Source organism: Phenylobacterium immobile (ATCC 35973) (assembly GCF_001375595.1).
In the GTDB taxonomy this organism is placed as follows: Bacteria; Pseudomonadota; Alphaproteobacteria; order Caulobacterales; family Caulobacteraceae; genus Phenylobacterium; species Phenylobacterium immobile.
The window spans coordinates 1,954,987-1,975,203 of the sequence record NZ_CVJQ01000001.1; the positions used below are offsets into that span (position 1 = coordinate 1,954,987).

At 66.3% G+C, this 20,217-nt stretch carries 18 protein-coding genes; 9 read left to right on the forward strand and 9 right to left on the reverse strand.

All coding sequences use genetic code 11. From position 1 onward, the window contains the following. Positions 1 to 71: 71 nt before the first annotated feature. The 7 genes from BN1313_RS09580 to BN1313_RS09610 all read left to right on the forward strand — a co-directional run bounded on the left by BN1313_RS09580 (position 72) and on the right by BN1313_RS09610 (position 7,202). Positions 72 to 1,994 carry a peptidylprolyl isomerase gene (locus BN1313_RS09580; RefSeq protein WP_091739622.1) on the forward strand — a complete coding sequence of 641 codons (1,923 nt, stop codon included), beginning with the start codon at positions 72 to 74 and terminating at the stop codon, positions 1,992 to 1,994. Next, positions 1,991 to 3,523, forward strand: a complete 1,533-nt coding sequence (gene trpE, locus BN1313_RS09585) for an anthranilate synthase component I (RefSeq protein ID WP_091739624.1) — start codon at positions 1,991 to 1,993, stop codon at positions 3,521 to 3,523. The genes BN1313_RS09580 and trpE overlap by 4 nt, the downstream gene beginning before the upstream one ends. A gap of 44 nt (positions 3,524 to 3,567) precedes the next feature. Continuing rightward, positions 3,568 to 4,158, forward strand: coding sequence for an anthranilate synthase component II (locus BN1313_RS09590; protein WP_091739627.1), 591 nt, complete (start codon positions 3,568 to 3,570; stop codon positions 4,156 to 4,158). A gap of 2 nt (positions 4,159 to 4,160) precedes the next feature. Beyond that, entirely contained in the window at positions 4,161 to 5,174 is a 1,014-nt protein-coding gene (trpD, locus tag BN1313_RS09595; RefSeq protein ID WP_091739630.1) for an anthranilate phosphoribosyltransferase, read from the forward strand. Next, positions 5,171 to 5,962 (forward strand): indole-3-glycerol phosphate synthase TrpC, encoded by a 792-nt coding sequence (trpC, locus tag BN1313_RS09600; protein ID WP_091739633.1) that lies wholly within the window; start codon positions 5,171 to 5,173, stop codon positions 5,960 to 5,962. Before trpD ends, trpC begins: the two co-directional genes overlap by 4 nt. Positions 5,963 to 6,081: 119 nt before the next feature. Beyond that, a complete protein-coding gene (gene lexA, locus BN1313_RS09605; protein WP_091739637.1) occupies positions 6,082 to 6,768 on the forward strand; it encodes a transcriptional repressor LexA in 687 nt (228 codons plus the stop codon). Positions 6,769 to 6,899: 131 nt separating this feature from the next. Then, positions 6,900 to 7,202, forward strand: a complete 303-nt coding sequence (locus BN1313_RS09610) for a hypothetical protein (RefSeq protein WP_091739640.1) — start codon at positions 6,900 to 6,902, stop codon at positions 7,200 to 7,202. 57 nt (positions 7,203 to 7,259) lie between these two features. On the opposite strand, the gene BN1313_RS09615 is transcribed toward BN1313_RS09610, so the two are convergent. After that, positions 7,260 to 9,428: a ComEC/Rec2 family competence protein gene (locus BN1313_RS09615; RefSeq protein WP_245620156.1), complete on the reverse strand. Its 2,169-nt coding sequence runs from the start codon at positions 9,426 to 9,428 to the stop codon at positions 7,260 to 7,262. 72 nt (positions 9,429 to 9,500) lie between these two features. On the opposite strand from BN1313_RS09615, the gene gltX reads away from it, so the two are divergent. Together gltX and gltA are read left to right on the forward strand one after the other, a co-directional pair. After that, complete coding sequence (gene gltX, locus BN1313_RS09620) at positions 9,501 to 10,889, forward strand: glutamate--tRNA ligase (RefSeq protein WP_091739643.1); 1,389 nt, start codon at positions 9,501 to 9,503, stop codon at positions 10,887 to 10,889. Between the two features lie 56 nt (positions 10,890 to 10,945). After that, entirely contained in the window at positions 10,946 to 12,226 is a 1,281-nt protein-coding gene (gene gltA / locus BN1313_RS09625) for a citrate synthase (RefSeq protein WP_091739646.1), read from the forward strand. Between the two features lie 69 nt (positions 12,227 to 12,295). Here gltA and BN1313_RS09630 read toward each other — a convergent pair whose 3' ends face one another. Genes BN1313_RS09630 through bamA form a run of 8 tightly spaced genes read right to left on the reverse strand, consistent with a single transcriptional unit; the run spans position 12,296 to position 20,188 of the window. After that, positions 12,296 to 12,751: a UrcA family protein gene (locus BN1313_RS09630; protein WP_091739650.1), complete on the reverse strand. Its 456-nt coding sequence runs from the start codon at positions 12,749 to 12,751 to the stop codon at positions 12,296 to 12,298. A 45-nt stretch (positions 12,752 to 12,796) separates the two neighbouring features. Further along, complete coding sequence (gene lpxB / locus BN1313_RS09635; RefSeq protein WP_091739654.1) at positions 12,797 to 13,975, reverse strand: lipid-A-disaccharide synthase; 1,179 nt, start codon at positions 13,973 to 13,975, stop codon at positions 12,797 to 12,799. Next, the gene (gene lpxI, locus BN1313_RS09640) at positions 13,972 to 14,838 is read right to left on the reverse strand and encodes a UDP-2,3-diacylglucosamine diphosphatase (RefSeq protein WP_091739657.1); all 867 of its coding nucleotides are present in this window, start codon (positions 14,836 to 14,838) and stop codon (positions 13,972 to 13,974) included. The genes lpxB and lpxI overlap by 4 nt, the downstream gene beginning before the upstream one ends. Then, positions 14,814 to 15,605, reverse strand: coding sequence for an acyl-ACP--UDP-N-acetylglucosamine O-acyltransferase (gene lpxA / locus BN1313_RS09645; protein WP_091742588.1), 792 nt, complete (start codon positions 15,603 to 15,605; stop codon positions 14,814 to 14,816). The genes lpxI and lpxA overlap by 25 nt, the downstream gene beginning before the upstream one ends. 32 nt (positions 15,606 to 15,637) lie before the next feature. After that, positions 15,638 to 16,108: a 3-hydroxyacyl-ACP dehydratase FabZ gene (gene fabZ, locus BN1313_RS09650; protein WP_091739660.1), complete on the reverse strand. Its 471-nt coding sequence runs from the start codon at positions 16,106 to 16,108 to the stop codon at positions 15,638 to 15,640. Continuing rightward, complete coding sequence (gene lpxD, locus BN1313_RS09655; RefSeq protein ID WP_091739663.1) at positions 16,101 to 17,123, reverse strand: UDP-3-O-(3-hydroxymyristoyl)glucosamine N-acyltransferase; 1,023 nt, start codon at positions 17,121 to 17,123, stop codon at positions 16,101 to 16,103. The genes fabZ and lpxD overlap by 8 nt, the downstream gene beginning before the upstream one ends. A gap of 28 nt (positions 17,124 to 17,151) precedes the next feature. Further along, a complete protein-coding gene (locus BN1313_RS09660) occupies positions 17,152 to 17,763 on the reverse strand; it encodes an OmpH family outer membrane protein (protein WP_091739666.1) in 612 nt (203 codons plus the stop codon). Positions 17,764 to 17,767: 4 nt separating this feature from the next. Then, on the reverse strand, positions 17,768 to 20,188 hold the full coding sequence (bamA, locus tag BN1313_RS09665; protein ID WP_091739669.1) for an outer membrane protein assembly factor BamA: 2,421 nt from the start codon (positions 20,186 to 20,188) through the stop codon (positions 17,768 to 17,770). Positions 20,189 to 20,217 lie beyond the last annotated feature (29 nt).

Consider the following 20,217-nt stretch of genomic DNA (forward strand, 5'->3'; position numbering starts at 1 on the left):
TGCGATGATGAAGCGGCCTCCACTATACCGACCCCCTCGCCTTCCGGCGGCGCCTGCAGTTAAGGACAGTCATGCTCACCGCGTTTCGCGCCTTCGCCAAGTCCTGGGTCGCCGCAGTCCTGATCGGCCTGCTGGTCGTCAGCTTTGCCGTCTTTGGTCTGAACGACGTCTTCCGCACCAATTTCGGCGGCGCCGTTATCGTCGCCGGCTCCCGCAAGGTTCAGCCGGCGGAATTCAAGCAGGCGTTCGAACGCTACAAGGCCGACCTCGACCAGCGTTTCGGCCAGCCCATCCCGCTGGAGATGGCGATCGAGCGCGGTGTTGATCGTCAGGTGCTGACCGGCATGGCCGAGCAGGCGTCTCTGGCCGCCTTGCTGGACAAGATGGGTGTGCGCGCCGCCGACACCTTGGTCGCGAAACAGATCGCCCAGATCCCGGCCTTCTTCGATCGCGTTTCCGGCCGCTTCGACAAGACCGCCTACGCCTCGATGCTGGCGCAGAACGGTCTGACGACCGAGCGCTTCGAGCAGGATATGCGCGACGAAATCGCGACCCAGCACCTGCAGTCGGCGCTGTTCGAGCAGTTCGAAGCGCCGCGCGCCTACGGCGCCCTGGCCGCCATCTATGGTCTGGAAAGCCACGACATCGGCTATGTCGCGGTGCAGCCGCAGAACGTGCCGGCCATCGGCCTGCCCACCGATGCTCAGCTGCAGGCCTTCATGGACGAGAACCGCGCCCAGCTCCTGCGGCCTGAACAACGCGTCCTGACCGTCGTCCGGTTTGACCCTGCGCTGGCCGGCGCGGCCACGACCGTCGACCCGGCGGAGCTTCAGAAGCGCTACGCCTTCCGCAAGGACACGCTGTCGACCCCGGAAACCCGCAGCCTCGTGCAGATCGCCGCCAAGGATGCGGCGGCCGCCCAGCGGATCGCCGCTCAGCTCCAGGCCGGCGCTGAGGCGACCACGGTGGCCAAATCCGTGGGCGTCGACGCTATCAACTATGCCGACCGTCCGCAGACCTCGATCGCCGACCGGAAGGCGGCAGCCGCGATCTTCGCCACGCCGGCCGGAGCCGTGCGCACCGTGCAGGGCGACCTTGGGCTGTCTGTCGTAAAGGTGCTCAAGATCACGCCGGGTCGTCAGGTCGGACTCGAAGAGATCCGCCCGCAACTCGAAGCCGAGATCCGCAAGGAGGCGGCTGCCGAGAAGGTCTATGCGCTGAGCCAGGCCTATGAGGACGCCCATCAGAAGGGCGCGAGTCTCTCCGAAGCCGCCCAAAAGGCCGGGGTGGCCGCCGTCACTATCGGTCCGCTGTCGAAAGATGGTCGCGATGATCGCGGCGCGCCCGTCGCCGGCCTGACACAGAAGCTGGTCGAGACCGCTTTCGAGCTGCCGGCCGGCGGCGAAAGCGACGTCACGGCCGAGCAAGAAGGGCGTTACTTCGCCGTACGTGTAGAGCGGGTCATCGCGCCCGCCATGCCGCCGATGGCGGAGGTGAAGCCAGCGCTCACCCGCGTCTGGACGCAGCGCGAAATGATGAAGCGCCTGCAGGCCAAGGCCGACGAGCTATCCGTCCGGTTGAGCAAGGGCGAAAGCTTGGCCGCGATCGGCGCCGGCATCGGCGTCCAGCCGGTGCGCGTCGCCGGCCTCGATCGCCGGAACGCCGGCCAGCACCCGAATTTCAGCCCCGACTTCCTGACCAAGGCCCTGGAGGGCAAGGCCGGGGATGTCTTCACGGGCCAGATCGCGCCCTTCGGCGTGGCCGTCGCCAAGATCGAAGCGACCCGGCCCGGCGACCCGGCGCAACTCGCCCTGGCGACGCAGCAGACCCGCCCGCAGATGACCGGCACCCTCTTGCAGGAACTGGTCGGCTCGCTTCGCGCCGGCGCGCGTAACTCGGTCAAGCCAAAGGTCGACGCCAACGCCGCCCGGGCCGCCCTAGGCCTGCCGCCGATCGACGCCAAGGCGGACGCTCCCAAGAAGGCCACGCCATGAAGCTAGAGCCCGCCTTCGAGGCGTTCGCCGAAGTCCACGCCAAGGGCGCGCCTCAGCTGGTCTGGACGCGCCTCATCGATGATCTTGAGACGCCCGTTTCCGCCTATCTGAAGATCGGCCATGGCCGGCCGTACGCCTTCCTCTTTGAATCCGTGGAAGGCGGAGCCTGGCGGGGGCGCTATTCGATCATCACCCTAAAGCCCGATCTGGTGTGGCGCTGCCATGGCGAGCAAGCCGAGATCGCCGAGGGCGACGACATTGCTGCGGGCAGGTTTACGTCGCAGCCCGGCGGCGCCCTCGAAAGCCTGCGTGAACTGGTCGCGGCATCGCGTATCGATCTGCCGGCGGGTCTGCCGCCGCCCTCCGCGGGCCTCTATGGCGCGATCGGCTACGATATGATCCGCCTGTTCGAGCACTTGCCGGACATCAACCCGGACACCCTGGGCCTGCCGGACGGGGTGATGACGCGCCCATCGGTCGTGGCGGTGTTCGACGCTATCGCTCAGGAGATCATCCTGGTCACCCAGGTGCGTCCAGGGGAGGCGGAGACGACCGCGGCCTATGAGGCGGCGCGCGAACGACTGGCGGCGATCGTCGCTGACCTGCGCAAGGCCACGCCGCAACTGACCGGCCAGGGCGCGCCGCAGCCGGACCAGTTCACCAGCCTGGTGAGCCGCGAGGATTTCCATGGCGTGGTCGCCAAGGCCAAAGACTACATCGCCGCCGGCGATGTCTTCCAGGTCGTGCTCAGCCACCGGTTCCGCAGTCCCTTCGCGCGCGATCCCTTCTCGCTCTATCGGTCGCTCCGTCGGACGAACCCCTCGCCGTTCCTCTTCTATCTCGACTTCGGCGATTTCCAGATGGCGGGCTCGTCGCCGGAAATCCTGGTGCGCCTGCGCGACAACAAGGTCACCATCCGACCGCTGGCCGGCACCCGTCGACGTGGCGCGACACCGGAGGAAGATCTGGCGCTGGAAGCCGAACTAAAGTCCGACCCCAAGGAGATCGCTGAGCACCTCATGCTCCTCGACCTGGGCCGCAACGACGTCGGCCGGGTGACGATGCTGAAGAAAAAGGGCTCGAACGCCCCCGCCGTCGCCAGCGCCAAGCCGCGCGTGCGCGTCACCGACAGCTTCTTCGTCGAGCGCTATAGTCACGTCATGCACCTGGCCTCGAACGTCGAGGGCGATGCGCCCGATGGCCTCGATCCGGTCGACGTGATCATGTCGGCCCTGCCCGCCGGCACGCTCTCAGGCGCGCCCAAGGTGCGGGCGATGGAGATCATCGACGAACTCGAGATCGAAAAGCGCGGCATCGGCTATGCCGGCGCAGCTGGCTATTTCGGCTGTGATGGTTCGCTCGACACCTGCATCATCCTGCGTACCGCCTTCTTCAAGGACGGCATGATGTACGTGCAGGCCGGCGCCGGCATCGTCGCCGACTCCGATCCGGATTCGGAATACGCCGAGACTTTGCAGAAGGCGGCGGCCTTGCGGCGCGCGGCTGAGGAAAGCTGGCGTTTCGTCTGACGCCACCCCATCCTTAATGACGCCGACATCGCAAGAGCGCCCGCATGATCCTGGTCATCGATAACTACGACAGCTTTACATACAACCTGGTTCACTACCTGAGCGAACTGGGCGCAGAGACGCTTGTTCATCGCAACGACGACCTGACAGCCGCCGAGGCCCTGTCCTTGCGCCCGGCCGGCGTCCTGTTGTCGCCCGGCCCGTGCACGCCCAACGAAGCCGGCATCTGCTTAGAACTTCTGGCCGCCGCGCCCGACGACCTGCCGATCCTGGGGGTCTGCCTGGGTCACCAGGCGATTGGCCAGGCCTTCGGCGGCGAGGTGGTTCGCGCGCGCGCGCTGATGCACGGCAAGACCAGCCAGGTTCGCCACGACGGTGAAGGCGTGTTCCAGGGTCTGCCAAGCCCCTTCACCGCAACCCGCTACCACAGCCTAGCGGTGCGCCCTGAAAGTCTGCCGGATACTCTGGTCGCTAACGCATGGACGGCGGACGGCGAGATCATGGGTCTGCGCCATCGTGACCGTCCGATCCACGGCGTGCAGTTCCACCCGGAATCCATCGCCACCGAGCACGGCCACGAACTGCTCGCCAATTTCCTGGTCCTGGCGGGCGTCACCTCGCGCGTCCCGGCCTAGCCGTGTCCGAGGCCTTCAAGCCCCTGCTGCGGCGCCTCGCCGACGGCGCGACGCTGTCGGAGGATGACGCCGAAGCCTTCTTCGCCGCCTGTCTGCGTGGCGAGCCGACGCCGGCCCAGACGGCCGCCGCGGTCACGGCCATGCGGCTGCGCGGCGAGACCGTGGGCGAGATCACCGCCTCGGCCCGCGCCATGCGCGCAGCGGCGATCCGGCTGGATCATAGGCACGATGTCATCGACGTCTGCGGCACCGGCGGCGATGGCCTGCATACGCTGAACATATCCACCGCCGTCGCCTTCGTGGCCGCCGGCGCAGGCGTCAAGGTCGCCAAACACGGCAACCGGGCGTTGTCGTCACGGTCTGGCGCAGGCGACATCCTGAGTGAACTCGGCGTCGATCTGGCGGCCGACGGCGAGCGCCAGAGGCGTGCGCTCGACGAGGCCAATATCTGCTTCCTGTTTGCGCCGGCTCACCACGGCGCCATGCGCCACGTGGCGCCAATCCGCGCCGATCTGGGTTTCCGCACCATCTTCAACCTGCTGGGCCCGCTGACTAATCCCGCGGGCGCGAAGCGGCAACTGCTGGGTGTGTTCGATTCGCGCTGGGTCGAGCCCCTGGCGCGCGTGCTGGGCGCGCTTGGCGCCGAGAAGGCCTGGACCGTCCATGGCCAGGGCATGGACGAGCTGACAACCACCGGCGAGAGTCAGGTCGCCGAATGGCGCGACGGCCAAGTGCGGCTTTTCACCATCTCGCCGGAGGCGGTCGGCTTGCCGCGGGCGTCGCTTTCAGACCTGACCGGCGGTTCGCCCGCTGAGAACGCCGAGGCGTTGCGTGAGCTGTTCGCCGGCAAGACCGGCGCCTATCGCGATATTGTCCTGTTGAACACCGCCGCGGCCCTCCTGGTGGCCGACAAGGTCGAGACCCTGCGCGACGGCGTGACCGTAGCCGCCGCCGTGATCGACGACGGCCGGGCGGCCCAGGCGCTGGCGCGGCTTGTGGAGATCAGCCAGTCATGAGCGACATCCTCCGGCGGATCGCCGCCTATAAGCGCGAGGACGTCGCCGCCCGAAAGGCCTCACGTGAGCCCGGCGAACTGGAAGCCGCCGCACTCGCCGCCGACGCGCCCCGCGGCTTTCGCGCGGCCCTGGAACGCGACCATGCGCCAGGTAAGCTGGCGCTGATCGCCGAGATCAAACGCGCCTCGCCGTCCCGGGGGCGGATTCGCGATGACTTTGACCCTCCGTCCTTGGCGCGCGCCTACGCAGCAGGGGGCGCGTCGTGCCTGTCGATCCTGACAGACGCCCCGAGCTTCGAGGGTGAGGACAGCTATCTCGTGGCCGCCCGCGCCGCCTGCGCCCTGCCCTGTATCCGCAAAGATTTCCTGGTTGATCCCTGGCAGGTCGCCGAGTCCCGGTCCCTCGGCGCCGATGCGATCCTGGTCATCCTGGCGATGATCGACGATGAGCTCGCCTCATCGTTGATCGCTGAAGCCCGTCGCTTCGGCATGGACGCTCTGGTCGAGGTTCACGACGAAGCTGAGATGGCCCGCGCCGCCGCGCTGGGCGCCGACCTGGTGGGCGTGAACAACCGTGACCTGCGGACCTTCACGCTGGATCTGGCGAATACCGAACGATTGGCGAAACTGTCGCCGCCGGGGGCTCTGCTAGTGACAGAGAGCGGCATCTTTACCGCGGCCGACGCCGCGCGGCTCGAAGCCCGTGGCGCCAAGGCGATGCTGGTGGGTGAAAGCCTGATGCGTCAGGCGGACGTGCAAGCGGCGACTCAGGCCTTGCTGGCCCTCTGAGTCGCTTGCGCCGCGCAAAAGCGCCGAGAATCCAACGTCCTGGCGGTAACTTGACATTAACTGAGAACGTCTAGAGAACATCAGCAAGGTTTTTGCTTTGTTCCGAAGGTCTCCGCGCCATGCTCACCCGCAAGCAGCACGAATTGCTCATGTTCATCCATGAGCGGATCAAGGAATCGGGCGTCTCGCCGTCTTTCGATGAAATGAAGGAGGCGTTGGATCTGGCGTCCAAGTCTGGAATCCACCGCCTGATCACGGCGCTTGAAGAGCGCGGCTTTCTCCGCCGCCTGCCGCACCGGGCCCGAGCGCTCGAAGTGGTGAAGCTGCCGCAGCAGGCGACAACCGCCGCACCGCCCCGGGGACGCGCGCCCTTCAAGCCGCAGCTGGTCGAGGCTGAGGCCGGCAGCCAAGTCGCCAACGAGACGCGAGAGCTGCCGGTACTGGGCAAGATCGCGGCAGGTACGCCGATCGAGGCGATCCAGCAGGAACGCGATCGGCTTCATGTGCCGGAATCGATCCTTGGCGCTGGCGAACACTTCGTTCTTGAGGTTCAGGGGGACTCCATGGTCGGCGCCGGGATCCTCGACGGCGACATGGTGGTGATCAAACGCACCACCAGCGCGACCTCGGGCGATATCGTCGTGGCGTTGGTCCACAACGAAGAGGCCACTCTGAAGCGCCTGCGCAAGAAGGGCGCCTCCATCGCCCTGGAGGCCGCGAACCCGGCTTATGAGACCCGCATCTTTGGCCCTGATCAGGTCGCCGTGCAGGGCAAGCTCGTTGGACTGTTGCGCAGCTATCACTAACCGCGCGGGCAACCTTTGCGACCTGCTGGCGTTTGGTTCCATGGGTCGGGGTTAGATTTCAATCACGTAAGCGTGCCCGCGGCCCTCGGCCCGGCGATACCGCCGGGCGCCTTCACGAGGGAGAAACCAAGATGCGTATCCTCACACTTGCCGCCGTCGCCGCCCTGAGCCTCGCCGCTGCGGCCTGCAGCAAGCCAGCTGAGAAGGCTGCCGACGAGTCGGCGACCGCCACCCAGGAAGCCGCCGCCGCCAGCGCCGCTGCCGACGCTGCGACAACCGCCGCGGCCGACGCGGCCCAGGCCGGCACTGCAGCGGCCTCTGCTGACGCTGCGGCGATGGCCGGCGACGCCGCCGCCACGGCTGGCGATCACGCGGAGAAGGCCGGCGAAGCGGCCAAGGACGCCGGCGAAGCGGCCAAAGACGCGACGCACTAGTCTTTCAGACATCGCGATGGATAGAGCCTCGGCGATTTCGCCGGGGCTCTTTTCCGTTCAGCCGGCCCCCTCCCCGCCGTATCCCCATGTCCAGGGTCGATGGCCGCGCAGGTCCTGGCTCCAGGCGAGGCGCCAGGCGCCTTTCTCGGTTCGGAAAATTTCAGCAGATCCGCCGCGTGCAAAGTCGGCTTGGGTCAGGATTAGCGGCCCCACGCAACGCCCTGGGGCCCGACCGGCTCTAAGCACAAGAATATCGGCGTCAGCGCACAGCGCCTCCAACCTGCCGGTCTTTAAAGGCCGGCTGACATTCCAAGTCGCGGCGATCTTGAGCGGCGCATGGGCGGTCGGCCCACAGCTCCAGGCGTCACACTGGAAAAAGCCGTTCCGTTCGGCTTCGGTCAGGGTCGGCTCCAGGCCACGACGACGGGCCCATAGCTCCGCGCCGAAGCGCTTCACGTCAGGGCGCATTAGGACGGCGGTCTGGTCAGCACGTACGGCGACGGCGGCGCCGTCAGCTGAGATCCAGGCGACAGGCGCCGCGGGCCGCGGCGCCAGGTTCACACTGAGCGCCAACGGCAGGCCCAGCCATCTAATCGGCCCGCGGGTCAGACAGATCCATAGGATTCCGAGGAAGGCGGCCGGTAGCGTCCAGGCCGGCGCGCTGGCGACGGTCATCTGCGCCATGGGGGCGTTGGCGATCTGGGTGGCGACCTGCGTCATCAGGCTGATACCGAAGCCCGCCGCCCGCAAAGGCGCCTCGCCCAGCTCGAAGGGCGTGAGGATCGCGCCGATCGCGAGGCCCGGCATGATCAACAGGGTGGAGATCGGCTCGACCAATAGGTTGGCTGCAAGACCCCAGACGGCGACGCGGTTGAAGTGCTGGACGGCGAAGGGACCCGTCGCCAGGCCGGCGACCAGGCTGATGGCGCCGCCGGCGAAGATCCAGGTGCGCGCGGCCTGCAGGGCGCGGATGACGAAGGGCACGCTAATCTCGCGGATAGGGCGAGGCCACGCCTCGGCGAGCGCGACCAGGGCGGCCGTCGCAGCGAAGGACATCTGGAAGCCGGGCTCGGTGACCGCCTCAGGCTGCAGGAGGATGATGACGATGGCGGCCATGGCCAGAGCGCGCAGGCTGATCGCTTGGCGATCAACCAGGATGGCCACGAAGGCGACCGCTGCGGTGATCGCCGCCCGCTCAGCCGGGGGCGAGGCCCCTGAGATGGCCAGGTAGCCGCCAACCGCCGCCAGACCAAAGACCGCGGCGATCTTCTTGCCGGGCGCGCGCAGGGTAAGCCAGGGCCAGGCGGCGACCGCCAACCGGACGCCAGCGAATGCGAAGCCGCCGACGATCGCCATGTGCAGACCAGAGATCGAGATGATGTGCGCGAGGCCGGCCGCCCGTAGGGCGTCGACCTGCTCGCGCGGCACGAAGGCCTCGACGCCGCTGGTCATGGCGGCGGCCAGACCGCCAGTTTCAGGGCCGAGAAGCTCGACGATCCGTACTGCCAGATTCCAACGGAGCCGGTTGACCTGCATGGTCAGGCGCAATCGTGTTGGCGCGGAGTTCGTGGGCCGAACCCCCTGAGGTGCGCCAAGTGCGAAGCCCACCCCGCCAATGCTTTCGAAGTAGGCGTCACGGGCGAAATCATAGCTGCCCGGCGCGGCGGGGGGTGGCGGCGGACCAATCTTAGCCAGGAGATCGATAGCCTCACCGGGTGGTGGAACCGCGGTTCCCGCTCGCAGGGTCACCCGGATGCGGCCGGGGGTGTTGTCTGCCGGCACGCCTTCGATAGCGATCGGCGCGACGAGCAGGCGTTGGCCGCCCTGCCCGGGGCTGCCCACATCGACGACCCACCCTATGACGCGCACAGGGGGCGTATCGGCTGAGGCGATCGGCGTCGCCACGCGCTCGGTGCGGGCCTTCGCGACGGCGAAGCCGATGAGGCCGCAGGCGACCAGAGTGAGGATGGCGACCGCCCATCGGTGCGCGGCGAACCGGCCGGCGACCAGCAGCCCCAGGCCTGTAAGGCCAAGGGCGACCGCCAGTAGGCTCTGCGGCTCCCCCGGGAGGGCGAAGTAGCTGGCCGCGCCCAGGCCAAGCGCCACAGGCGACCAAAGCGGCCATCGAGGGGCTTGACGCGACAGTTCGCGGCGAAACCACGTCAGCAGCCCGCGGTCGGTGAGCGCCGGCGCAACCTCAGGCGTCTGCAGCAGTTCGGCCGTCACCCCGCGCCCCCTTCACACGGAAGCTTACCCGGCCGCTGGCCCCCAGCGAAGAGCGCATGCTAAACGCGCGCCATGTCTGATCGCCCTGTCGTCACCCGTATCGCCCCCTCGCCCACCGGCTCCATGCACATCGGCACGGCGCGGACGGCCCTCTTCAACTGGCTCTACGCCCGCCACACCGGCGGTAAGTATCTGCTGCGTGTCGAGGACACCGATCGCGAGCGCTCCACCGAGGCCTCGGTGCAGGTGATCTTCGACGGCCTGAACTGGCTGGGCCTTGAGGCGGATGAGCCCCCGGTCTTCCAGTTCCCGCGAGCGGATCGCCACCGCGCCGCGGTCGAGACCATGCTGGAACGCGGCGGCGCCTACCGCTGCTACATGACGACCGAGGAACTCGACCGCGAGCGCGAGATGGCGCGCGCCGAGGGGCGGGTCATCCGTTCGCCCTGGCGCGACCGCACCGATGGCGAAGGCGCCTTCGTGGTGCGGCTGAAAAGCCCGCTGGAAGGCGAGACGCTTATCGACGACCAGGTGAAGGGCGAGGTGCGTTTCCAGAACGCCACGCTAGACGACCTCGTGCTCCTGCGGACGGACGGTAACCCGACCTACAACCTGGCCGTGGTCGTCGACGACCACGACATGGGCGTCACCCATGTGATCCGCGGCGACGACCATCTGAACAACGCCGCGCGCCAGACCCTGATCTATCAAGCGCTGGGCTGGGACACGCCGGTGTGGGCGCATCTGCCGCTGATCCATGGCCCGGATGGCGCGAAGCTCTCGAAACGCCACGGCGCCCAGGCGGTCAGTGAATTCGCCGACATGGGCTACCTGCCCGAGGCCATGCGCAACTACCTGGCCAAGCTCGGCTGGGGCCACGGCGATGACGAAATCTTCAGCGACGAACAGGCGATTGCATGGTTCGACGTCAAGGACGTGGTAGCTGCGCCCGCCCGCCTCGACTGGGCGAAGCTTAATCACCTGAACAACCACTACATCCGGCAGGCCGAACCGGCGCGGCTGGCCAGCTTGGTGGCGAAAATTCATGAGACGCGCGGTATTTCAATGCGTGATGGCGATCTTGTGATCCTGGAACGGGCGATTCCGCTGGTGCGCGACGGCGCCAAGACCTTGCTGGAGCTTGCCGATGCGACCCAGTTCGTCCTCAAACCGCGGCCGCTGGTTCTGCCAGAGAAGGCGCTCGCGCAGCTAACCGAAGAAACGAGGGACCGGTTGCGTCGCTTGACTGAAATTCTAAGCAAATCCAACGCGTGGGACGTAACTTCTCTTGAAGCTGTGATCCGAGGTTTTGCGGAATCCGAAAGCGTCGGCATCGGCAAGTTCGGCCCCGCCCTGCGCGCGGTGCTATCGGGCGGCGCGGCGGCGCCAGATCTGGCCGGCGCCCTCGTTGCGCTCGGCCGCGAGGAAAGCTTAGGTCGCCTAAACGATGCGCTTTCGTAGGCGCAACAAAACGGTATAAGCGCCCGCGAGCGATACCTAGGACGGAAGGGGATGCCATGAGTGAGAGCGTGAAATTCGAAGTCGGCGGCCGGAGCCTCGACCTTCCCGTGATGAAGGGCACGCTTGGGCCGGACGTCGTCGATATACGCAAGCTCTATGGCGAGACCGACGTCTTCACCTACGACCCCAGCTTCACCTCGACGGCGAGCTGCGAGAGCAAGATCACATTCATCGACGGCGATAACGGCGTGCTTCTGCACCGCGGTTACCCGATCGAACAGCTGGCGGAAAACTCCAGCTTCCTCGAAGTCTGCTACCTGCTGCTGAACGGCGAGCTGCCGAACGCCGCGGAGTTCTCCGGTTTCGAAAACACGATCACGCGGCATACCATGCTGCACGATCAATTCGACCGGTTCTTCAACGGCTTCCGCCGCGACGCCCACCCGATGGCGATCATGACCGGCGCGGTCGGCGCCCTCTCCGCCTTCTATCACGACAGCACGAACGTCGAAGATCCCGAGCAACGGATGATCTCGTCGCACCGCCTGATCGCCAAGATGCCGACGATCGCCGCGCGCGCCTTCAAATATTCGCAGGGCCAGCCCTTTGTGCACCCCCGCAACGACCTCTCCTACGCCGAGAACTTCCTGCGCATGTGCTTTGCGGTGCCGGCCGAGGACTACAAGCCGAACCCCGTCCTGGCCAAGGCCATGGACAAGATCTTCATCTTGCACGCCGACCACGAGCAGAACGCCTCGACATCGACGGTCCGGATGGTGGGCTCCTCGGGCGCCAACCCCTTCGCCTGCATCGCCGCGGGCATCGCTTCGCTCTGGGGCCCCAAGCACGGCGGCGCCAACGAAGAAGCGCTGAACATGCTGAAGGCGATCGGCACGGTCGACAACGTTCCGGACTTCGTCCAGGGCGTGAAGGACCGCCGCCACATGCTCATGGGCTTCGGTCACCGGGTCTACAAGAACTACGACCCACGCGCCAAAATCATGCAGCAGACCTGCCATGAAGTTCTGGCCGAGATGGGCCACGGCGACGACCCGCTGCTGAAGGTGGCGATGGAACTGGAAAAGATCGCGTTGAACGAGGACTTCTTCGTCGAGCGCAAGCTGTACCCCAACGTCGACTTCTACTCGGGCATCACGCTCCGCGCCCTTGGCTTCCCGCCCGAGATGTTCACCGTGCTCTTCGCCCTGGCCCGCACCGTTGGCTGGATCAGCCAATGGCAGGAAATGATCCAGGATCCGGCGCAAAAGATCGGTCGTCCGCGGCAGCTCTATACCGGCGCCGTGAAGCGCGACTACACAGCCATCGACGGCCGCTAAGGCATAGGCCAGACATGAGAGGGGCCCACGGAGCGATCCGCGGGCCCTTTTCTATGCTTGCGGCCGTGATTAGTTGCCGCGGGCTGCCGTCGACCGGCCCGCGTGCGACAGAGGACCGCCGTACGCCGCGCGGTTCTGGCGGGTGTCGGGCACCGGGCCATTGGTCACGACCGCGCTGGCCGGAACGGCATAGTTTTCTGCCGAATTCGGCTGGAAGGCCATCAGGGCTTCGCGGACGGCGGTGTCCTGGCACGACCGGTCCAGATTGGCCTGGTTTGTCGGGGCCTCTCCCAACTCGGCGCAGATCCGGCGTGCGGTGTAGCGCACGCGTTGCTTGAGGATATCCATGTCCTTCGATCGCGACAGATCGAGGTCCGCGTAGCTGACCACTCTCGAAATCGACATCGGCTTTTCGCCTTGGCCGGCATAATGACCCATGACGGTGACTTCGTTGACGGCTTGAGCGAACGCCGGGGCGGCGAGGCAAAGGGCCGCGGCGGCGGTCAGGACGGGCGTGCGACGCATCTCGAAAGCTCCTGGTGTATGAGCCTTTCAAACAGCGGTCCGACGTTAAGGGTTCCCTGTCCTGCGGCTCTCTACGGCCTTGAGAACCGCCTCGGCGGCCCTGGCGGACGGGTCGCCCTGTCCTCGTCCCATGTGCTCCAAGGCGGCGTCCTGGGCGGCGATCTGGGCGGTGCGGACGGCGGGATCGTCGAGCCGCACGGCAAGCGCCTTCGCCAAGGCGAGACCCTCGCAACGCTCCTGGATGAACTCTGGGGCAACCTCGGCCTGGGCGGCGATATTCATCAGTGTGATGTAAGGCGTGCGGACGATGTGCTTGAGCAGGGCGTAGGTCACCGGCGAGACACGATAGGCCACCACCAGGGGCGCGCCAGCGAGCGCGATCTCTGACGTCACGGTGCCTGAACAGGCGAGCGCGACGGTGGCGGCCTTCATGGCGTCCAACTTGGACACCTCGCCCTCCACCACATGCGGCGGGACCGGCCAGACCGCGGCTTCGGCTTTCACGAGGTCGACGACGGTTGAGGCCGCGGGGATTACGACTTGCAAGTCCGGGCGCGTCCGCGCCAGGCGCCACACGGCCTCACCGAAATGCGGCATCAATCGGGTGATTTCACCCCGCCGGCTGCCCGGCGCGATCAACAGGATCGGCGCGTCCGGCGTAGCGCCGATACGGGTGCGCAGGCGCGCAGGATCCGCGCTAGTGAAATCCAGCGACAGCGCAGAATTGCCGACGAAGGTGACCGGCAGGCCATAACGTTCGAACCAGGGGGCGTCGAAGGCGTGGATGGACAGCAGCCGGTCGACCGTCTTGGCCAGCGTCTTGGCACGGCCTGGGCGCGTCGCCCATACCTGCGGGCCGACGTACTTGATCAGAGGAACACCGGGGAGCGCGCGCCTGAGCCCTTGAGCGACTCGCAGGGTGAAGCCCCAGGAATCGATCAGCACGACGATATCGGGTCGTTCCTTCGTGGCGAGCGCGACGGTGTCTCTGACACGACGGAGAATTCGTGGGTAGGCGGCTAGCCCCTCCAGTAATCCTAGGACCGATATCTCAGCGATGTCGAAGGGACTTCGCACGCCTTCTTCCGCCAACCTTGCGCCGCCTACGCCGACAAAGCGGACGCCAATCCCCAGGCGATGACGTAACGCGCGGGCCAAAGCCGCTCCGCGATCGTCGCCGGAAGCTTCGGCCGCCACCAGCATGACGGTCAGCGGCTGAGTCACCGGGCTTTTGGCTCAACGCCCAGGATGAAGACGCCCAATTCATCCGCCAGTTCGACGACAGCGTGCCGGTCGAGGACCAATAGACGTCCCGCTTCGCCCACAATGCCGCCCAGGCCGGCCCGCGCGACAGCGGCGACCGTGGCGACGCCGATCGTCGGGAGGTCGACGCGTAGTTCCTGCTCAGGCTTGGCCGCCTTGGCGAGCACGCCCCGCGCCGCGCCGGGCCGGCCGCGCAGATGCTCTGGCAGTGCTGCGACACGCGCCAGCATAGCGTCGGTTCCTTCCTGGGCCTCCACGGCGAGCACAAGGCCAGCACAGACAGCCGCTGCTTGGCCAATATCTTCGGCGCCGATCAGGCGGGCCACCCCCAGGGCGCGATCCGCATCAGCGGCGTCGGCCGCGCTCGGTTGGACCCGGCCCAGTACGCCGACCGGCAGGCCCAAGTCCTCCATGACCTCATGAGCCCCCTCGACCGAGAAGCCGTCCTTTTCGAACTCCCGAACCAACAGACTGAGCAGCGCATCGTCGCCGCGCCGCGCCGCGCCGATCACTGCGGGTAGGACCGCCAAGCCACGGGCGTCGGGAAGCAGGGTCAGGAAGTCCGGCCGCTTGACGATCCCGGCCAGGCAGACGGCCTCGCACCCGGCGCGCTTGAGCGCTTTGATGCACTTGCCGAGTTCGGCGAGTCCCACCTCAGCGCCGGCGTAGGGCGCAAGAGCGTCGCTCGCGAAGCCTTTGATCCGGATAACAAAAAGGGCTCTACCGGCGCGTTCGCAGTGCTGGGCGATCTCGAGCGGCAAGGCGCCGCCGCCGGCGATTAGGCCGAGTTTCGGCGGAGTCAGACTTCGCGCTGCGGCAGGCATAGCGGGCGTCCTGCATCGGCGCGGATGAAGCTGATGATTTCCATCACTGCAGCGTTTGAACCGAAGGCCTGGGCTGTGTCGTCGATCCGTTCCTGGAAGGTGCCTTCCTCGGCGAATAGCGAACGATAGGCCGTTCGCAATGCGCTGATCGTCTCGCGATCAACGGCGCGACGTTTGAGCCCCACAAGGTTCAGGCCCTCGAGGTGGGCGTGGTTGCCCCAGACTAGGCCGTATGGAATGACGTCCTTGGTCACCGCGGCCAGGCCACCAATGAAGGCGTAGCGGCCGACCCGGCAAAATTGGTGCACGGCGGCCAATCCACTGATCATCACATGATCGCCCACGGTGACGTGGCCGCCGAGCGTGCCGGAATGGGCCAGGATGACATGGTCGCCCACGTGGCAATCGTGACCTACGTGGCTCGTGGCCATGTACATGCCATCATCGCCCACCCGGGTGACGCCGCCGCCGCCGGGCGTGCCCAGGTGCATCGTCACATGCTCCCATATGCGGTTGCGGTCGCCGATGATGAGTTCGGTCGGCTCACCGCGGTAGGCGGTGTGGTGGGGCGGCCCGCCAAGGTTGGCGAAGTTGCGCACGAGGCAATCGGCGCCGATGGTCGTGTGGCCCTCAATGACGACGTGGGCGAGGATCTGAGTCCCGTCGCCGACACGGGCGTTCGCGCCGATGATCGAGTACGGCCCAACCGAAACGCCCTGCCCCAGCGCCGCACCGGGATCGACGATCGCCGTCGGGTGGATCGTCACACCCGTGGGGCGCGACGTCTGCGCAGGCGCGTTCACTGGGTTTCCACCACCATGGCGGCGAATTCGCATTCAGCGGCGACTTTGTCACCCACCAGGGCGCGGCCACGGAATTTGAAGATGTCGCCGCGGGCGCGCACGACTTCGACATGCATCTTCATCACGTCGCCCGGACGAACCGGGGCGCGGAAGCGGCAGTTGTCGACCGACATGAACAGGATCGTCTTGCCCACGACATCGACTTCCAACGACTTCGACATCAAGACAGCGCCGGATTGCGCAATCGCCTCGACGATCAGCACGCCCGGCATGACCGGGTAGGTTGGGAAGTGGCCTTGGAAGAAGGGCTCGTTCACCGTCACGCACTTGATGCCGACGATGGACTGGTGGGCCTTGTACTCCTCGGCGCGATCGATCAGCAGGAAGGGATAGCGGTGCGGCAACCGCGCCATGATCTCGGTGATGTCGATTTCGGTGGAGGCTTCATTGACCGGCGCCTTACGCATTTTCCGCTCCATCCTTCCGCGTTGACTGCCGGCGCAGCCAGGCGGTTTCGCGCATCCACGCTCTTATGGGCTGGGCCGGCGCGCCGCCCCAGGTCTCGCCGGCGGGAATGTCGTGCATCACGCCGGCCGCCGCCGCAACCCGAGCCCCCGCGCCTATAACGATATGATCGGCGATTCCAGCGCGGCCGCCGAACTGCACGCCGTCGCCGATGATCACGCTGCCGGAGATGCCCGTGTGGGCCGCCATGACGCAGTTGCGCCCGACGCGGACGTTGTGGGCGATCTGGACCAGATTGTCGATCTTGGTGTTCTCGCCGATCATCGTGTCGTCGTAGGCCCCGCGATCTATGCAGCTGTTGGCGCCGATCGTGCACCCGTCCTGGATGATCACGCGGCCGAGTTGGGGCATGTCGACGAGGCCTGCGGGACCGGCCGCGGCGCCGAAGCCCGCCTCGCCGATCACGGCGCCTGCGAAAACCTGCACGCGGTCGCCCAGCAGGCAACAGCTGAGGACGACATTGGCCCCAATCAGACCATCGCGGCCAATGGTGACCCCAGGACCGATCACAGCGTTCGGGCCTATCCGCGTCCCCCGGCCGATCCGCACGCCAGGTCCGACGACGGCGCCGGGGGCCAGATCGACGCCGTCTTCCAAGATTGCGTCAGGGGAAAGGGCCGGACCTGCTTGGAAGTTGCGCAGGCGATGCAGCCGACCGGCGAGCGCAGCGTAGGCCGCTTGCGGCGTCGGCGTGATCAGCGCCACGCAATCCGCCGGTAGAAATTCGGCGTTGGCCTCAGTCACAAAACAGGCTGCGGATTCGGCGGAGGCGAGTTCCGCCACCTGCCGGCGATCCGTCAAAAAGGACACTGAGCGGGCGTCCGCGCGCGCCAGCACAGCGACCTTGTCTATCGCACGCGCAGCAGCGTTCGGCGTCGCCAGGCGCGCGCCAGTCTGGGACGCGATCTCGCCTAGCGAGATCGGTCCCAGGCTCTCATAGAATCGCGGATCGGGCATGGTCCGCGCGCCGATCCGCCGCCTGATCCTACTTCGGCGCGGCCGCGGCGCCGTCGAGGCGTTCGCGATCGAAGGTGAATTGGGTGATCTTGGCGTTCAACGCCGTCACAACCGCCGGCGTGATATCCGAGGCGGGGTTGGCCATCAGCACAGCTTCCCGCTGCAGCAGGATCGCGCAGCCCTTGGCTTCATAAGCCTGGCGAACGAGCGGGTTCATCTCGGTGCTGATCCGGGCCAGAGCCTTCTGCTCAGTGGCCTGAATCTCCTGCTCGCGCTGGCCAGCCTTGCGGTTGAAAGCTTCGGCGCGGGTTTGCAGAGCTGTCAGACGAGATTGCAGCGCGGCCTGGTCCCCGCCCTGCGGCGCGGCTTGGAGCGCCTTGGCTTCGTTGTCGATCGCCGTCTTCTCGCCGGCGAGCTCAGCGTTCACCTGGGCTGCAATCTGCTGGAGCCGCGTGGAGACGTACTTGCCGACCGTGGAGGTCCCGGCGACGGCTTCCGGTGACAGGGTGCACAGGCCCGCGATCGGTGCGCCATGACGAACGGCGGGGGCTGCGGCGGGAGCGGCGGTTTGCGCCTGGGCCTGACCGGCCACCAGGGCGGCCAGGGCGACCATGGCCGCCGAAATTTGCTTAACGCTCATGTCATTAGAACCTGGTTGAAGTGGAGAAGCGGAAAAGTTCGGTCCTGTCGTAAGCCTCTTTCTTCAGAACGCGACTGAAATCGAGGCGAATGGGACCCATCGGCGACTTCCAGAAGACCGAGACACCGGCCGAGGCGCGCAGGCCAAGGTTGTCGCGGATCAAGGGGTCGGTGATGATCGCCCCCGTGGTCGTGTCGATCTTCAGCTTGTTGATGGCGTCGAGTTTGCCCAGGGTGCCGATGTCCGTGAAGACTGCGGCCTTGATGCCATATTGCTCGGGCAGGAAGGTTGGAACAGTGAGCTCGACTGTGCCGACGGTGTAGATCTTGCCGCCCAGGGCGCCGGATTGCCCCAGGCTCGTATCCCGGGGGCCGATGCCAGCAATCTCGAAGCCCCGGAAGTCGTCGCCGCCTTTATAGAAGCGGTCGTTAATGCGCACGACATCGCCGCCCCAACCACTGATGTAGCCGGCGGAGGCGGTCAAGCTGAGGATCATGTCGGCGTTGAAGCCGTAATACCAGCCGCCCTCGGCTTCGGTGCGGATATACTTGATGCCGCCCAGGCCGGCGAAGTCCTGGTTCATCTGGACGTAATAGCCGCGGGTCGGGTTCTGCAGGTTGTTGCGCTTGTCGAGGCGCAGGCCGTAGCCGAGCGACGAGGTGACGAAACTGCCCTGCTGGTTGCAGATCGAGCTGGCGACCACCTGCTGCGTCGGATCGCAGTAGCTGGAGTTCACCTCGACCTTGTCGCTCCGCAGGGTGTAGCGCAGCGAGCCGTAGGACTGCAGACTCAACGGGAAGCCCAGGCGGATGTTCGAGCCGATGGAGCTGTTCTTGAACGCCTGGAAATTTGAGAGATCGTAGATGTAGTAGTAGGCGTCGATGCCGGCCTGCATGTCGCGCTGCAGGAAGCGCGGCTGGGTGAAGGACAGGTCGACCTGCTGACGCAGCGAACCCATCGAGACCCGCGCCCTCAGATCTTCGCCGCGGCCGCGGAAGTTGCGCTCGGAAATGCCGAGGTCGATCACCAGTTTATCGATCGAGGAATAGCCGGCGCTGAATGACAGTTCGCCGGTCGGCTGCTCTTCGACCTTCACCTGCAGGCCCGTGCGGTCGGGGGCCGATCCCGGCACCTCCGTGATGTCGACGGTCTTGAAGAAGCCCAGGCCCTGAACCTGGATCTTCGAGCGGTCGACCAGGGCGCGGTTGTAGGCGTCGCCCTCCGCGACGTTCATCTCGCGGCGGATCACATAGTCCAGAGTGCGGGAGTTGCCGACGATGTCGATGCGGTCGACGTAGACGCGGGGGCCTTCCTTGACGTCGAAGGTGACGTCGACGACGCCCTTCTCGCGATCGGGGGTGTAGCGCGGACGAACATCGACGAACGCGAAACCGGCGGCGCCGGCGGCGAAGGTCAGAGCGTCTGTCGCCTGCTCGATACGCTGGTCTTCATAGATCTGACCGGACCGGAATGGCACGAGCGCGCGCAGGACATTCTTGTCCAGCTTGGCGAGTTCGGTTTCGACGGCGATCTTGCCGAAGCGGTACTGACGGCCCTCTTCCACCGTGTAGGTGACGGCGAAGCCGTTCTTGTCGGTGGCGAGCTCGGCGATCGCCGACGCGACACGGAAGTCGTAGTAGCCGCGGTTGCGATAGTGTTTGCGCAGCTGTTCCTTGTCGTACTCGATCCGATCGGGGTCGTAATTCGAATTGCTGGCCGACAAGATCCGATACCAGCGCGACTGCTTGGTGACGATGACGTCGCGCAGGTCGTTATCCGAGAAGGCCTTATTGCCCAGAATATTGACGCTGAGGATGCCGCTCTTGGGGCCCTCATCGATCTTGAAGATCAGGTCGACGCGCTTCTGCGGCAGCTCGATGATCTCGGGCGTGACGTTGGCGGAGATGCGGCCGGAACGGCGATAGAGCTCGACGATGCGCTGCACGTCGGACTGCGCCTTTGCGCGCGTGAAGATGCCGCGCGGCCGCACGCTGACCTCGTCGCGGAGCTTGTCTTCCTTGAGCCCTTTGTTGCCCTCGAAGATCACGCGATTGATGATTGGGTTTTCCACGACTGCGATCGTCAGGACGCCGGCGTCGTAGCCGATACGCACGTCGGCGAAGAGGTCGGTGCGGAACAATGCTTTCAGGGCCAGGTCGATCTTGGCGGAATCGACGCTGTCGCCCACCTGGAGCGGCAAATACGAAAGCACGGTCGCTGTTTCGATCCGCTCCGCTCCCGTGACGGCGATCCGATCGACGACGCCGTTTTGGACCGGCCCGAGGGTGGGCGAGGCCTCAGGCGCAGCGGCGCCTTGGGAGGTTTCCTGAGCCCAGGCGCAGGCCGGCGCGACGAGCGCCGTCGTTCCCAGAAGCAGTGCAAGGCCGGTGGTCATCGCGGCGGTGCGTGCGCGGTGGTTTTGCATCGAATCAGCCGTTGAGGAGAAAGGTGACC

Coding starts and splice junctions, on each gene's coding strand:
- bamA (WP_091739669.1), bottom strand. CDS start 20,188: ATGCAAAACCACCGCGCACGCACCGCCGCGATGACCACCGGCCTTGCA.
- BN1313_RS09660 (WP_091739666.1), bottom strand. CDS start 17,763: ATGAGCGTTAAGCAAATTTCGGCGGCCATGGTCGCCCTGGCCGCCCTG.
- BN1313_RS09580 (WP_091739622.1), top strand. CDS start 72: ATGCTCACCGCGTTTCGCGCCTTCGCCAAGTCCTGGGTCGCCGCAGTC.
- trpE (WP_091739624.1), top strand. CDS start 1,991: ATGAAGCTAGAGCCCGCCTTCGAGGCGTTCGCCGAAGTCCACGCCAAG.
- BN1313_RS09630 (WP_091739650.1), bottom strand. CDS start 12,751: ATGCGTCGCACGCCCGTCCTGACCGCCGCCGCGGCCCTTTGCCTCGCC.
- lexA (WP_091739637.1), top strand. CDS start 6,082: ATGCTCACCCGCAAGCAGCACGAATTGCTCATGTTCATCCATGAGCGG.
- fabZ (WP_091739660.1), bottom strand. CDS start 16,108: ATGCGTAAGGCGCCGGTCAATGAAGCCTCCACCGAAATCGACATCACC.
- gltX (WP_091739643.1), top strand. CDS start 9,501: ATGTCTGATCGCCCTGTCGTCACCCGTATCGCCCCCTCGCCCACCGGC.
- BN1313_RS09610 (WP_091739640.1), top strand. CDS start 6,900: ATGCGTATCCTCACACTTGCCGCCGTCGCCGCCCTGAGCCTCGCCGCT.
- lpxI (WP_091739657.1), bottom strand. CDS start 14,838: ATGCCTGCCGCAGCGCGAAGTCTGACTCCGCCGAAACTCGGCCTAATC.
- trpC (WP_091739633.1), top strand. CDS start 5,171: ATGAGCGACATCCTCCGGCGGATCGCCGCCTATAAGCGCGAGGACGTC.
- BN1313_RS09590 (WP_091739627.1), top strand. CDS start 3,568: ATGATCCTGGTCATCGATAACTACGACAGCTTTACATACAACCTGGTT.
- lpxD (WP_091739663.1), bottom strand. CDS start 17,123: ATGCCCGATCCGCGATTCTATGAGAGCCTGGGACCGATCTCGCTAGGC.
- gltA (WP_091739646.1), top strand. CDS start 10,946: ATGAGTGAGAGCGTGAAATTCGAAGTCGGCGGCCGGAGCCTCGACCTT.